Consider the following 13,343-nt stretch of genomic DNA (forward strand, 5'->3'; position numbering starts at 1 on the left):
CCGGCCCGTCCGGTGTTCCGCCCCAACCACGCGCGACCCGCCCTGATCCCGCGCCGGATCATTCGGTGCCGACAGGACGTGGGACGTGCTCCGCGCGGCTGGTCACGTCGCGCCGCGTCGTGCCACCGTACCGAGCAGCCGAAGGGTGAAGATGCGCTTACCGACATCCTGCCGTCATGTCCGCACCGGGCACTCCACCGAACGGGCGGCCCTCCGGGCTCCCCTGTCGCCGGCGGTGGCGCCGTGAACCTGGGTCTCGTCGGTCAGGCGGTGGGGCTGTTCGTCGTCACGAACATCGACGACATCGTGGTGATCGCGTTGTTCTTCGCCCAGGGCGCGGGACGTTCCGGTACCACCCGCACCATCCTCCTCGGCCAGTACCTCGGCTTCTGCGGCATCCTGATCGTCTCGGTCGCCGCCGCGCTCGGTGCCACCTTCCTGCCCGACCAGGCGGTGCCCTACCTCGGCCTCCTCCCGCTCCTCCTGGGCGTCAGGGCGGCGGTGGAGGTGTGGCTGCACCGGGACGACTCGGAGGAGGAGAGGGCCACCGCCCGGACCGGCCCCACCGTCGTGGCGGTGACGGCGGTGACCTTCGCCAACGGTGGGGACAACATCGGTGTCTACGTGCCCGTCTTCGCCACGGCGGGGGTCGGTGGGACGAGCGTCCACATCGTCGTCTCCCTCGTCCTGTTGGCCCTGTTGGTCCTGACCGGTCGTCACCTGGCCACCCGCCCGACCGTCGCCAGGGCGTTGGCCCGGTGGGGCCACATCCTGATGCCGGTCGTCCTGATCGCCGTCGGACTGGTCATCCTCGTCGAGGGCGGGGCCTTCGGCTTGTAGGGCGTCGTCGGGAGGACCGCGGCGGGGACCGCACGGCATCCACTCGCCGGCCAGCGCCCCACCCGCCGACCCGTCGCGCGCCCGCACCCGGCGAACTCGACAGGCCCGCCGTGCCGCCGTGGCCGGACGATCACGTCACGTGGGCCGGTGACGACCAGCGGGACCCGCTCGTCCAGCTACCCCGGTGGTTCAGCGCACCCGTCAGGCGAGTGCGCGCGCCGTAGGAAGGGCGTGCCGGGGTCAGCGGACCGGACCCGGTGCCGTCCGGAGCGAGCCCGTTGGGACGCGTCCGTGCCGGTCAGCGGCGTCCCTGCCCACCCCGCACCCGTTGGGGGCGCCGCACGGGGGCGGGAGACAGGGAAGCGACGACCTCGATTCCGGCTTCAGCCGGTGGATTCCGCGACCAGCGCCCGGAAGTCGCGGTGGCAGGTCTCGACCGGGTTCCCGTGGTGACGTCCTCGGCGCCGAACACCAGCGACCGCCCACCCGGCGTCCACGGCGCCACCGGCGCCCGTCCCGTCCCCGCGAAGCCCGCCCAGACCTCGATCACCCGGGAGGCGGTCTCCCGCTGCGCCGGAGTCAGCGGAACGTGGTTGCCCTCGATGTCGAGGGGTTGGCTGGCCATGTCGAACAGGTAGGGCAGTTCAGCGGAGTGCGCCGCGCCGGGCTTCGGGGCGCGCCGTCGAGGAGCGGCAGCGGGGCCGGCGCGGCGCGGTCGGCGAACTCGTGGGCGTGGACGTCGGTGTTTCTCGGACATCACGTCGTTGGCGTGCGATCGCGGACAGGCGAGGGCGCGGTCGGTGCGCACCGCCGACCAGGCCTCGGTGTCGTCGGCGAAGGACTCCACCGGGTACTCGGCGAGCACGGCCTCGGCCCGCGCCCCGAAGGACTCGCGGATCGCGGGTTCGTAGGGGCCGGGGACGCGCGGAGCGCCGCCGCGACACCGGCGGCGGCTCGTGGTGACCGGTGGATTCGCTGTCGTCCACCGTGTGGCCACCGGCGGCGGCGCACACCCTACGAACGTCGGTACCCGGTTGAACCAACGTCGGTCGCTGCCATTCCCGCCCAGGAGAAGCCCCGGTCAGGGTCGCCGGCGGCGGAGCGGGCGGAGACGGTCCCTCGGTTCGGAGTGGCGCGGGGCTCCGCTGGAGATGGGCGGGTGCGCGGAGCCGCGCCCCGCCCGGTGTTCGCGGTGGCCGGCCTGGGGGAGGAGCGAGGAGGTCCGGCGCGTACCCCGGACCGTGGTCGGTCGGGGGCGGTGACGGCGTCCACCCGGGAACCCGCTCCCTCGACTCCGGTCGGGCGGGGAGCGGGCACCACTCCGGCGAGGAGGGCCCCCACCAGCCGTCCGCGTCGTGCCGATCAGGGGTCGGTGCTGAGCGCGCGGATCAGAGCCGCCGCCCGTCCGAGGTGGGCGATCTCCGCGTCCCCCTGGTTCGGATCGGCGCCGCGCGCCGCAACCGCCTCCTCCAACGCCACCAGGGCGTCCCGGCGGGAGTGGGCGAGGAACGCCGGGAGGACCGCACGGGCGATGCCCGCCAACGCGCCGCCCCCGTCCACGGCGACCTGCGCCAGGATCACGGCTGAGAGCGCGATGTCCAGGCCGGGCGGGCCCTCCGTCGTGTTGCGCCAGTCGATGACCACCGGACCCCGCGCCGCGAGCACCACGTTGCCCGGGTGCAGGTCGCCGTGGCGGATCCGCCAGTCCGGTTCGGTCGAGACCCGGGGCGGCAGCGTGTGCAGCCGCGCCTGGAGGTCGGCGAGTTCGCGGCCCGCGTCGTCCGCGCTGACCAGACCGTCGACCACGGCCTGGAGCAGGGTCGGGCCGTCCAGTCGCTCCAGCACCAGGTCGGCGTGGTCCACCCGGTGGACCCGGGGCACCGGGTATCCGAGCTTCCCGAGGTGCGCCATGACCGCTGCCTCGGGCGCCGCATCCGTACCCGCGCGGTAGCGGCGCAGGACGCGGCGGTCGTCGAGGGCGAAGACGTCCGCGTCGCGGCCGGCCGCGAGGAACACCGGGATTCCCACCCGGATGACCCTAACCCCGGGCCACGCCGGGACGTGGTCCGAACCGGGCACTCCACCAGCCCCGCCGCACCGACCCGGCCCGTGCCAGCCCCTGGGATGTCCCGACCCCGCCGGGGACTTCGCGGAACCGCCGCTCCTCGCGCCACCCCACCGCTAAGCTCCTTGTGACGGGGGTCACCTCAAGCTTCGGGGGTAGCTGGGTGAAGGCTGACGAGGGATCGTTCGACGCGGGGGACGAGGAACCGGAGGGCCGGGCCGCGACCGGCGGCCACGGGCACGCCGGCACCGGGGATGGGATCGGGCGCGGCTCCGACCACGACCACGCCACCGGCGAAGATGGGTGGCACCTCCCGTCGCCCGCCGCGCCCACCCCCGCCAGCGACCACCCCCTCGCACGCCCGGACCCGTCGTCCACCGAGCGAGCTCGTCGCGACCGGCGCCACGCCGGACGCACGGGGAACCAGGAGACCGGTGAGCGCCCCGGAAGCGGTGAGCGGACCGAGAACGACGACAACCACCTGGCCGGCGACGTCTCGCGCGACGTCCCCCGTGAGCAGGAGAGCCCAGCGCACGCGGCGGCCAGGAACGGGGTGCGTCGCTGGTTCGGCCGCTCCTCGGCACGCTCCGGTCTCCGCCGGCTCGGTCCACCAGCGATCGCGGCGACCCTGACCGCCTGCGCCCTCGCGCCCGTCGCCGCCCCCGCCCTCGGGTTGGCCGGCGGAGCCGTCGCGGGCGCACTGGTCGACCTCCTCGGTGGGCTCGGCAGCGACTACCTCAGCGACCTCGTCTCCGGCGTCCGGGAACGTGCCGAGAAGGCCGCGCGAGGCGCGGACTCCGATGAGGACGCGCCGGAGTCGGAGCGGAAGCCAACGACCGCCGACGGCGGAGCCACGGCCGTGGACCCCGACCTCCTCCGAGAACTGCTCGCCGTCGAACTGGAACGCCGGCTGGCCGTCGGCGGTGAGGAGGCGGCGGCGCTGCGCCGGGAGATGGCCGCCGTCCTCCGTTCGGTCGACGCCGTCGGTGTGGCGCTGGAAGCCGCCGTGCGCGCCGAAGCCCGGGAGACGCGTCAGGACGTCGTCGCGGCGCTGCTCTCCCTCGGCGCGGAGTTCCGCGAGTTCCACTGGATGATCAGCGGCGCGCGGGAAGCGCTCCTCGACATGCAGCGGCAGCTCACCGACCAGACCTCCGCCCAGCGGCGGCACATCCTGCTCACCGAGCGGTCCCTGTACGAACTCACCGCGCTGCGCGCCGAACTGGCCGGCGCGCCCACCCCCGCCGAGGAGGGCGAGCACCCGCCCGCCCCGGTCCACGACCGTTCCTCCCGAGACGCCTGCCCGCCCGAACCCTGCCCGTACCCGGGCCTGGCCCCGTTCGAGGCGCACGACGCCCGGTGGTTCTTCGGACGGGAGCGGTTGACCGCCATGCTCGTCGGCCGGCTCGCGGCCACTGCGGACAACGGGGGACCGGTGTTGGTCCTCGGGCCCTCCGGCAGCGGAAAATCGTCGCTGATCCGCGCGGGTCTGGCCCGAGCGGTCGCCCGAGGTGACCTCCCGTTCCCCGGTTCCCGGAGGTGGCGTCCCCGGCTGGTCCGCCCCGGGGCGGACCCGGTGCTCCGGCTCGCGGAACAGCTCACGTCGGCCGCCGCCGGCTCCGACTCCCCGGGACTGGACTGGCCGGTCACCCGGATCCGACGCCGACTCGGTGAGGAACCCGGCTCGGTGCGTCGTGCGCTGGACGCCACGACCTCTGACGGGACCGGGCGCGTCCTGCTCGTCGTCGACCAGGCCGAGGAGCTGTTCACCCAGGCCAACGCCGTCGACCGCGCCCGCTTCCTCGACGCGCTGGCCGCCCTCACCGAGGCGCACGACGGGGGCGGTGGCGCTCCGGTGCTCGCCGTCGTCGGGCTCCGCGCCGACCACGTGCGTCGCTGCGTCGACCACCCCCTCCTGCTCACCGCGCTGGAACGGACCACGCTCGCGGTCGAACCCATGCGACCAGCGGAGTTGGCGCGGTCCGTGCTGGGTCCGGCCGAGGCGGTGGGGTTGCGCGTCGAGCCGGGCCTGGTGGACCTGCTGCTCGCGGATCTCGGGACGGCTCACCGGTCCGGGGAACCCGGGACGCTCCCGCACCTGGGGCACGCCCTGCGGGAGACCTGGCGGCGGCGGGAGGGGAACACGCTCACCGTCGCCGGCTACCGGGACGCCGGCGGTGTCTCCGGCGCGATCAGCGGCGCCGCCGAGTCCTGCTACCAACGGCTGTCCCCCGACCAGCGGCGCCTCGTCCGGCGCCTGTTCACCGAGCTGGTCACCGTGTCCGGCGACGCGGAACCCCATCGGCGGCGCCGGGGGCGCGCCGAGCTGGTTGAGGCGTGGGAACCCAGCGGCTCCTGGGACCCGGAGGTGCTGGACGGCCTGGTGGAGGCCCGCCTCGTCACCGTGGGGGAGGACTCGGTCGAGATCAGCCATGAGGTCCTGCCACGGTCCTGGGACCGCCTGCGCGCCTGGCTCGCCGAGGACCGCGAGGAACTGGTCCTGCGCGGCCGCCTCTCCGTCGCCGCCCGCGACTGGGACGGCGGTGGCCGGCCCCCGGACTCGTTGTGGCGGGGTACCCAGTTGGCGGTGGTGCGGGCGTGGGTGGGGGAGCGGCCCCGATCGCGGTTACCCGGCCGGCGGCTGCGGGGCCGCCGGTCCACCGAGGACTCCTCCCGCCCTCCCCGGTGGGGCTGCCGCCGGTCGAGGCGGACTTCGTCCGAGCGTCGGTCCGCCTCGACCGGCGACGCGACCGGGCCAGGGTGGGGGTCGTGGTCGGCCTCGTCGCCCTGCTCGTGGCGGCCCTCACCGGGGCAGGGGTGGCGGTGGTGCAACTGCGGACCTCCACGGTGCTCGCCGCCGAGGCGCTGTCCCGCCAGTACGCGGCCCAGGCGGCGCTCGACGAGGCGACCCAGCAACGTCGCGCCCAGCTGGGTGCGCTCGCCGCCTGGCGGGCCAGCCCGACCGTGGAGGCGAGGAGCGCGTTGTTCTCCCAGGTGCTGAACCCGTTACGAGGACCGCTGACCGGTCAGGGCGCGGCGGTGAGCGGGGAGGTGGTGCTGTGGAACGTCGCGGACCGGACCGAACGCACCCGGCTCCGCGTGACCGACAGCGGCGTCTACCGGGTCGTGCTGTCCCCGGACGGCGACCAGGTGGTCACCACGGACCTGGACCCGGGAGGTGGGCTGGCCGCCTGGGACGCGGCCGGCGGGAACCCGCGCTGGCGGGGTGGCCCGGGGACCAGTGAGCTCGCCTACCGGCCCTCGGGAGACCTGCTCGCGAGCGCGGACGCCGACAACGTGGTGCGGCTGCGCGATCCCGCCACCGGCCAGGTGGTCGACGAGGCGACCGCGCACGAGGACCTGGTGACCGGGATGGCGTTCAGCATGGACGGGTCCCGACTGGCCACCGGCGATCTCGTCGGCGAGATCGTGGTCCGGGACCTGCCCGGGAGTCGGGAACTGGTGCGGGTGCGCCCGACCGGCGCGGCGATCAGCGGGGTATCCCTCAACGAGGACGGCACCCGGCTGGTGACCGCGTCCCTGGACGGGATGGTCCGGTACTGGGACGTCGACACCGGTCTCGAACTGTTCGCACGGGACAACTCGGAGGATCCCGCGACCGCTGTCAGCCACCTGCCGGGAGACGGGATCGTGGTCACCGGGCACGTGAGCGGTCGACTGCGGGTGACCGTCGTCGGATCCTGGGAGTCGAACGTCCTGGGCACCGCGCGGGGTGTGGGCGGAGTGCGGGCCCTGGCGTCGTCCCCGTCGACCGGAGCGGTGGTCTGGGCCGGGGGCACCGGGGACGCCGTGGTCCACGACCACCAGGGCACCGTCCTCCTCGGGCACGAGGGCGCCGCCGGCTGCGTGGACTTCGACCCGACGGGGACCACGCTCGCCACCACTGCCGGCGACGCCCGCGTCCGGGTGTGGGACCACGCCACGGGACGGCGGACGGGGGCCGTCGACCTGGGGCCCTCCGCGCGCCCCCACTGCGTCGCCGTGGACCCCGGTGGCCGGCGCCTCGCCACCGGCGGCACCGACCGCGCGCTCCGGCTGTGGGAGCTGGACAGCGGGGAGCAGCTCGCCGAGATCACCCTGCCCCTGGAGGAGTCGACGGCGGAACCGGCGCACACCCCCGGCGAACCCGCCGTGCTGAGGTTCCGGCCGGACGGGCGCGCCGTGCACACGGCGCTCGCCCAGTTCGAGGTCGCCGAGCCGGACGAGGCGGAACCCGGAGTGCTCACCTGGTATCCGGACACCGGTGCCCTGCGCGCCCACGACGTCCGGGGCACGACCGGTGCCCTGGACCTGCACCCGTGGGGCACGCTGCTCGCGGTGGGCAGGCTCGACGGCACCATCGCCCTGCTCGAGTCCGGGACGGGAGAACGCCGAGGTGACCTGGGGGAAGCGGCGGTCAGCCAGTCGGGCGTGGTCGGGACCAGTCTCGTCTCGACACTGCGTTTCAGCCCGGACGGGACCTTGTTGGCGGCCACGCGCGCCGACGACCGGGTCTCCGTCTGGGACTGGGGGCGAGGCGAACTCGTCCACGAGCTCGCGACGTCCGCCGGCGCCAGGGCGACGGCCTTCAGCCCGGACGGTTCGCTGCTCGCCGTCGGTGGTGTCGACGCCGTGATCCGGCTCTGGCGGACCGACACCTGGGAGCCGTACGCGGTGCTCGACCGGCACGACGCGGCGGTGAACGACCTGGCGTTCAGCCCCGACGGCCGCACCCTGGCGAGTACCAGCGACGACGGTCGGGTCCTGCTCTGGCCGACCAGCGTGGACCAGGCCACGGAACGGCTCTGCTCCACGGTGGTGGACGCCCAGTTCGGATCCGACTGGCGGCGGTGGTTCCCGGACCTCGACGACACACCCTGCTAGTCGGCCGTCCGGGCCCCGGCGGCGGCGTCCTCGTCCTGGGCCGGGCCGTCGTTACCTCCAGTGGGTGGCCTGGAACCACTCGAAGGTGGTGAAAGTGGGGTGCGGTGATGATGTCGTGCTGCCGTCCCTCGGCAACGCTGCCATGATCACGCGCGGCGGACGGAGTTCCGAGCACTCCCCGCGCGACAGGGCCGACGATTCCCGAGGGCGCACGACGACCGGGGGCGGACGCCCCATCCTCCGTCGCGCGGACGGCGTCGGTCCGGGAGACCCGGAGTGGACGCCGGTGCGCCGCCGGACGCGGGCGGACCACATCGACGAGACGTGTCGGGTGTCCGCGTCAACCAGCGGTCGACCGGATCCCGTTCGCCGGTCCGCGACCATGCCACCTCCTGAGGGGAGCCATGAACCAGTTCCGTGAGTCGGCCACCACTTCCTGCTCCGAAGCGGGGCCCCGCGAGTCGCTGTCGCTGCACCCCACCACCGTCGCCGCCATCGCTCGCGTGGCGGAGAGCGAGAACGTCCCCTACACCGAGGCGCTGCGCCGACTCGTGGCCGACGGGCGAGCGATGCACCGGGCACGAGCCAGCGGCGGACGGGTCGTGGTGCGCTACCTCGACGGCAGGGAGGAACCGCTCCGGGCCGGTGGCGTGCTCGAACCCGCGTGACCGGGGAACGGGGGGACCACCGCGGCGGGCTCCGGTCACGAGGTCCCGCTCCGACCGGACCTCCACGGGCTGTGCGGCGGCACCGGGGTGACGGCGTTCCCCCGCCCGCCCCACGCGGCGGGGCGTCCCACCACCCGGTGGGGCACCGGGCGGACCGACCTGGCGATGCCCCACCCGTCCCGCAAGCCCGAGGTTCCCGTCGCGGACCACCCGGTGGTCGGTAGTCACCCGTTCAACACCCGGCCAGACTGAGGACACGCCGGGGACACGCTGCCGAGGCAGCCTTGTCCCGCACGGGACGGGGAGGGAGCCGAGCATGCGGTGCTGGACACGGGGACACCCCCGGGCGTTGGTCGCGCTGACCCTGGCCCTGGGAACGGTCGCGACGGCCACCGGAGTCGCCACGGCGGGCCCCCACGACGCGGGTCCGGTGGAGGCCAGGGCGAGCGAGGACGTCTTCGACGTCCAGGCCCACCGAGGAGGTCTCGGCCTGCGGGTGGAGGGCACCCTCGACGCCTTCGCCAACGCCCTCGAGCTCGGGGTGTCCACGCTGGAACTCGACATCCAGATCACCAGCGACGGCCGGGACGTCGTCACCCACGACCGGCGGATCAGTCCCGCCAAGTGCCAGGACACCGGCCCGGTCCGACCGGACGACCCCGACTACCCCTACGTCGGCCGGTACGTCAAGGACCTGACGTTCGCGCAGGTGCGCACCCTGGACTGCGGCTCGCTGACCCTGCCGGAGCACCCGGGGCAGCAGCCCTCGCCCGGCGCGAGGATGCCCACGTTGGGCGAGGTCTTCGCCCTGGCCCGGCAGTACCGGGCCTGGGACGTCGGTTTCAACATCGAGACGAAGGTCGAGGCGGCCGCACCGCACGAGACCGCGCCCCGGGCCGAGTTCGTGCGGGTCGCCGCCCGCGAGATCCGACGGTCCGGTTTCCTCGACAACGTGACGGTGCAGAGCTTCGACTGGGGCGCGCTCATGCTGATGGCCCGGGTGGAACCCCGACTGCGGCTGGTCGCCCTCACCCAGCCCGAGTTCCTCCGCGCCCCGGACGGCGGTCCCTCGCCCTGGCTCGGCGGCCTGGACATCGACGACTTCGACGGCAGCGTCGTCCGGGCGGCGGCGTCGCTCGGGGTCGACGCGATCTCACCGGTGCACGGCAACCCGCAGAACGGGGCGGTGGACGACCCCGACTACCAGCCCTTCACCACCCGGGAGCTGGTGGAGGAGGCGCACGCCGCCGGCCTGCGGGTCGTGCCGTGGACGGTGAACGACCAGGCGACCATGCGCAAACTGCTCGACGACGGGGTGGACGGCCTGATCACCGACTACCCGGACCGGTTGCGTTCGGTGCTGGCCGAACGGGGCCTTCCCCTGCCGGAGTCGTACACCCGGCGCTGGCCGGTGGCACCGACCGGCTGACCGCCACCGCTGCTCCCCGCCGACCCGGCCGCACGATCCGGACCACCGCGGCTCGCTGGTCACCCGCTCGTCCCCGACCCGCCGGGCGGCACGGGGACCGGGTTGGCACCGGACCGGCCGCGGAGGTTGTCACACCCCGGTCAGCCGAGGGGAGGACAGGGCGGTTCGGACCCATCAACCCGGTGTCCCGCGCGGTCACCCCGCACTTCCCCTGCCGTGCCCGTCGGACGAGAGCGGCCAGGAGCGCGCGCCGGCCCACGCCCGTGGTGGTGGTTGGCCGGTGCCCTCGGGTGCCCCCGTCACCGGGGTCGGGCGGCAGTGAGGACACGGGGAACCGAGCGCGGAGCGGATGAGGGGGACGTCATCCCGCCCGACCAGCGGGGCCGAGCGGGGGGGCCGACCAGGAGGACAGCGGGTGGCGTCGGCACCGGACCGCGCGGAGGGACCCACTCTCCTCCGTGCTCGCGGCGGTGCCGAACGCCCCCACCTTCCACCGGTCCCCGCTCCCTGCTGCGGGGCCCGGCGAGATCGGTTCGCCCGGCGGAGTCGACGCGGTGTGGCGCGTCCTCACGCACCGCACCACGGAACAACCCCACCGGTAACGTCCGCGTAACACGCGGATGCGACCCTGCCGTCGAGGAGACGGACCTCCCGGTGCGCGGGGTTGCGCCGAACCTCCGACTTCCGCGAAAGTCCCCCGGACGTCGTAGTCGCGGGGCCCGGAACCCGTCGGTCGGGTGGCACCCGGCCGGTGCCCCCTCCACCGGACGGCGGAGGCGGCGTACCGCCGTGGGAGCCGGGCGGGGAGCCGCGCGGTGGGAGCGGCGTGACCCGGGGTTCCCGAACGGGCACCGTCCGTCGGCCTGGATGCCTTCATTCGAGGGCCCGTTGCCGGCACAGTGGACCCCATGACTAGCGGACAGGGAACCGACTGCGCGTTCTGTGACATCGTCGCCGGTACCGCGGAGTCCAGCGTCGTGTACCAGGACGACCTCGTCCTCGCCTTCCTGGACATCCTCCCGTTCACGCCGGGGCACCTGTTGGTGGTCCCGAGGGAACACGCCCCAGGCCTCGCGGACCTGGACGAGGAACTGGGCGCGCACCTGTTCCGCACGGCGCACCGGATCGCGCGCGGGCTCCGTGCCGGACCGCTGCCCTGCGAGGGCGTGAACCTGCTGCTGGCGGACGGAGCCGTCGCGTTCCAGGAGGTGTTCCACGTGCACCTCCACGTCATCCCCCGCACCGTGCGCGACGGTGTCCGGCTGCACGCCAACCGCCGGCAGCCGCACCGCGCCACCCTCGACCTGATGGCGGGACGGATCCGGGACGCCCTCACCGCCGAGCACGGCGAGAGCCGGGCCTAGGCACCGCGATCCCGTCGGGCCCGGGGGCCAGCTCGGCCGGCGCGCCGGTGCCGAGGGGAACGCGCCGCCGGTCCCGCGCGGCCGCCGCGACGCCCCAGGAGCACGCGGTCAACGGTCGCGCCCGGCGAGGTCCGCGCCCCTCGCCGAGACCGGTTCCGGGCACGGGGGCCGCATCCCCCTGCCCGCATGGCCGGCGACGGTCCGGGCGGCCCTCGACGGGTCCGGTCGGCCACCGCCGACGCGCACCCACGTCGCCCGCCTGGTTGGTCCGCCGTCATTCCACCAGGCGATACGGTCTTGAGAGCCCCGAGGAGACGGGGCAGGCTTGTCCGCATGTCGCGGCCCGTTCCGCTGGTGGCCCGCCTCGCCGTCGATCTGATGCGCGTGGCCAGCGCGCTCTGTCATCACGAGCGCTGACACCTCTCCTCTCACCTCGACCGTCCCGGGTGGACGGACCACCACCACCCGCCGCGTCGTCCTCCTCGCCGTGCCCCGGTCCCCCGCCGTGCGCCCTCGGGCCGGTCACCACGCGCGCCCCCACCGCCGCCCACGTCCGACCGGACGGGTCGGGCGCCGACCACCCGAGGTCCTGACATGAACCAGGAGAACCCCCCTCCGCCCGCACCGGTCGCCGGAGCCCGACGCCACCGGTGGCGGGTGAACGAGGACTGGGCCGCGACCCTGCTCGGTCTCGTGTTGCTCGTCCTCGTGCTCACCGGCGCGATCCCCGAAGGACTGGTGCCCTGATGAGCGTCACCCGCGACACCGACGACCAATCACCAGAGCCGGCGAGCACGCCGATCGCGGGGGCTCCCGCCACCAGGCCCACCTCCGACACCGTCCTCTGGACCGCCCTGGGCCTGCTGGTGCTGCTGGCGCTCGCGGCCTCGGTGCGGCTGCTGGAGGACAACGTCCCCACCCTGCTCGCGGACACCGCCCTCGCCGACCTGGCCTCCTCGATCGAGTACCCGGTGTACGCGATCGCCCTCGGCCTGCTGGGCAACCTGGCGCTGGGCATCACGGGAGCGCGGAACCGGATGGCCCTCGCCTTCCGCACCGAGTTCCTCATCAAGACCGGACTCGTCCTGCTCGGCGCGTCGGTCAACCTCGGACTCATCGTCAGTGCTGCCGGCCCGGCGATCCTCCAGGCGCTGCTGCTGATCAGCGCGGTCTTCCTCTTCACCTGGTGGTTGGCTGGCCGTCTCGGCCTCGATGACCGGCTGCGGGCCCTGCTCGCGAGCGCGGTGTCGATCTGCGGGGTCAGCGCGGCCATCGCCGCCGCCGGCGCGGTCCAGGCCCGCAGGGAACAGCTGGCCTACGTCAGCGGTCTGGTGATCCTCTTCGCGCTGCCCTCCATCTTCCTGCTGCCGTGGGCCGCGGGGGCGCTCGGTCTCAGCGAGGCGGTGACCGGCGCCTGGATCGGCGGCAACATCGACACCACGGCCGCCGTCAGCGCGGCCGGTGCCATCGCCGGTGAGGGCCCACTCCAGATCGCCAGCATCGTCAAGGTCACGCAGAACGCCCTCATGGGGGTGGTGGCCGTCGCGTTGACCGTCTACTTCGCGGTCAGGGTGGAACGGCGGCCAGGGGCCGCCGCGCCCCGCGCGGGCGAGCTGTGGCGGCGGTTCCCCAAGTTCGTCCTCGGCTTCGTCGCCGCCTCGGTCCTGACCACCACCTACCTGACCTGGATCAACCCCACCACCGGTGGTGACGTGGTCGGGGTGGCCAACGACCTGCGCGACTGGTTCCTGATCCTGGCGTTCGTCAGCATCGGGCTGGAGTTCCGGCTCGACTCGCTGCGGAGCGCAGGGTGGCGTCCCGTCGGTGTCTTCGCGGGGGCCACGCTGGTCAACCTCGTGGTCGGTCTCGGGCTGGCGCTGCTGTTGTTCCGGGGCGTCGAGGTCGGCTGACACCGGAACGCCCGGCTGGGTCGCGACCGGAGCGCCCGAGCGCCGGGAGCACCCCTGGAGGGGGGTGTTCCCGGCGGGGAGTGAGCGGGAACGACCCGGGCGGGCGGCGCTCTCCCGTTCGAAGGGCGAGGACCGGTCTCCTCCTGACCCAGGGTGAGACGTCGTTCCACCCCAACTGGTCTGAGC

General features: G+C 74.4%; 11 protein-coding genes. 9 read left to right on the top strand and 2 right to left on the bottom strand.

Going from position 1 to position 13,343, the window contains the following annotated elements:
* Positions 1 to 243 precede the first annotated feature (243 nt).
* Positions 244 to 840 carry a cadmium resistance transporter gene (locus G443_RS24220; RefSeq protein ID WP_026420081.1) on the top strand — a complete coding sequence of 199 codons (597 nt, stop codon included), beginning with the start codon at positions 244 to 246 and terminating at the stop codon, positions 838 to 840.
* A gap of 298 nt (positions 841 to 1,138) precedes the next feature.
* Here G443_RS24220 and G443_RS24225 read toward each other — a convergent pair whose 3' ends face one another.
* Together G443_RS24225 and G443_RS24230 are read right to left on the bottom strand one after the other, a co-directional pair.
* Positions 1,139 to 1,837, bottom strand: coding sequence for a carboxylesterase/lipase family protein (locus G443_RS24225; protein ID WP_026420082.1), 699 nt, complete (start codon positions 1,835 to 1,837; stop codon positions 1,139 to 1,141).
* Positions 1,838 to 2,202: 365 nt separating this feature from the next.
* Positions 2,203 to 2,868, bottom strand: coding sequence for a phosphotransferase (locus tag G443_RS24230; protein ID WP_026420083.1), 666 nt, complete (start codon positions 2,866 to 2,868; stop codon positions 2,203 to 2,205).
* 200 nt (positions 2,869 to 3,068) lie between these two features.
* Here G443_RS24230 and G443_RS25640 point away from each other — a divergent pair, with 200 nt between their 5' ends.
* The 8 genes from G443_RS25640 (at position 3,069) to G443_RS24265 (ending at position 13,157) form a co-directional block, all read left to right on the top strand.
* On the top strand, positions 3,069 to 5,903 hold the full coding sequence (locus G443_RS25640) for an ATP-binding protein (RefSeq protein ID WP_026420084.1): 2,835 nt from the start codon (positions 3,069 to 3,071) through the stop codon (positions 5,901 to 5,903).
* 149 nt (positions 5,904 to 6,052) lie between these two features.
* Positions 6,053 to 7,786, top strand: a complete 1,734-nt coding sequence (locus G443_RS24240; RefSeq protein ID WP_308208892.1) for a WD40 repeat domain-containing protein — start codon at positions 6,053 to 6,055, stop codon at positions 7,784 to 7,786.
* Between the two features lie 404 nt (positions 7,787 to 8,190).
* Positions 8,191 to 8,454 carry a hypothetical protein gene (locus tag G443_RS24245; protein ID WP_026420086.1) on the top strand — a complete coding sequence of 88 codons (264 nt, stop codon included), beginning with the start codon at positions 8,191 to 8,193 and terminating at the stop codon, positions 8,452 to 8,454.
* Between the two features lie 316 nt (positions 8,455 to 8,770).
* Positions 8,771 to 9,883: a glycerophosphodiester phosphodiesterase family protein gene (locus G443_RS24250; protein WP_051314233.1), complete on the top strand. Its 1,113-nt coding sequence runs from the start codon at positions 8,771 to 8,773 to the stop codon at positions 9,881 to 9,883.
* 908 nt (positions 9,884 to 10,791) lie between these two features.
* On the top strand, positions 10,792 to 11,247 hold the full coding sequence (locus G443_RS24255) for an HIT family protein (RefSeq protein ID WP_026420088.1): 456 nt from the start codon (positions 10,792 to 10,794) through the stop codon (positions 11,245 to 11,247).
* Positions 11,248 to 11,580: 333 nt separating this feature from the next.
* A complete protein-coding gene (locus G443_RS25945) occupies positions 11,581 to 11,664 on the top strand; it encodes a putative leader peptide (RefSeq protein WP_372493023.1) in 84 nt (27 codons plus the stop codon).
* 177 nt (positions 11,665 to 11,841) lie between these two features.
* Positions 11,842 to 11,994, top strand: a complete 153-nt coding sequence (locus G443_RS24260) for a hypothetical protein (RefSeq protein ID WP_169731700.1) — start codon at positions 11,842 to 11,844, stop codon at positions 11,992 to 11,994.
* Positions 11,994 to 13,157 (top strand): YeiH family protein, encoded by a 1,164-nt coding sequence (locus tag G443_RS24265; RefSeq protein WP_026420089.1) that lies wholly within the window; start codon positions 11,994 to 11,996, stop codon positions 13,155 to 13,157. The genes G443_RS24260 and G443_RS24265 overlap by 1 nt, the downstream gene beginning before the upstream one ends.
* Positions 13,158 to 13,343: the final 186 nt, after the last annotated feature.

The sequence above is a fragment of the Actinoalloteichus caeruleus DSM 43889 genome (assembly GCF_000429185.2).
GTDB classification, from domain to species: Bacteria; Actinomycetota; Actinomycetes; order Mycobacteriales; family Pseudonocardiaceae; genus Actinoalloteichus_B; species Actinoalloteichus_B caeruleus.

Bases quoted from the DNA above. Each gene is read 5' to 3' on its own strand.
- G443_RS24260 (WP_169731700.1), top strand. From the start codon at position 11,842: ATGAACCAGGAGAACCCCCCTCCGCCCGCACCGGTCGCCGGAGCCCGA.
- G443_RS24255 (WP_026420088.1), top strand. From the start codon at position 10,792: ATGACTAGCGGACAGGGAACCGACTGCGCGTTCTGTGACATCGTCGCC.
- G443_RS24250 (WP_051314233.1), top strand. From the start codon at position 8,771: ATGCGGTGCTGGACACGGGGACACCCCCGGGCGTTGGTCGCGCTGACC.
- G443_RS24245 (WP_026420086.1), top strand. From the start codon at position 8,191: ATGAACCAGTTCCGTGAGTCGGCCACCACTTCCTGCTCCGAAGCGGGG.
- G443_RS24265 (WP_026420089.1), top strand. From the start codon at position 11,994: ATGAGCGTCACCCGCGACACCGACGACCAATCACCAGAGCCGGCGAGC.
- G443_RS25945 (WP_372493023.1), top strand. From the start codon at position 11,581: ATGTCGCGGCCCGTTCCGCTGGTGGCCCGCCTCGCCGTCGATCTGATG.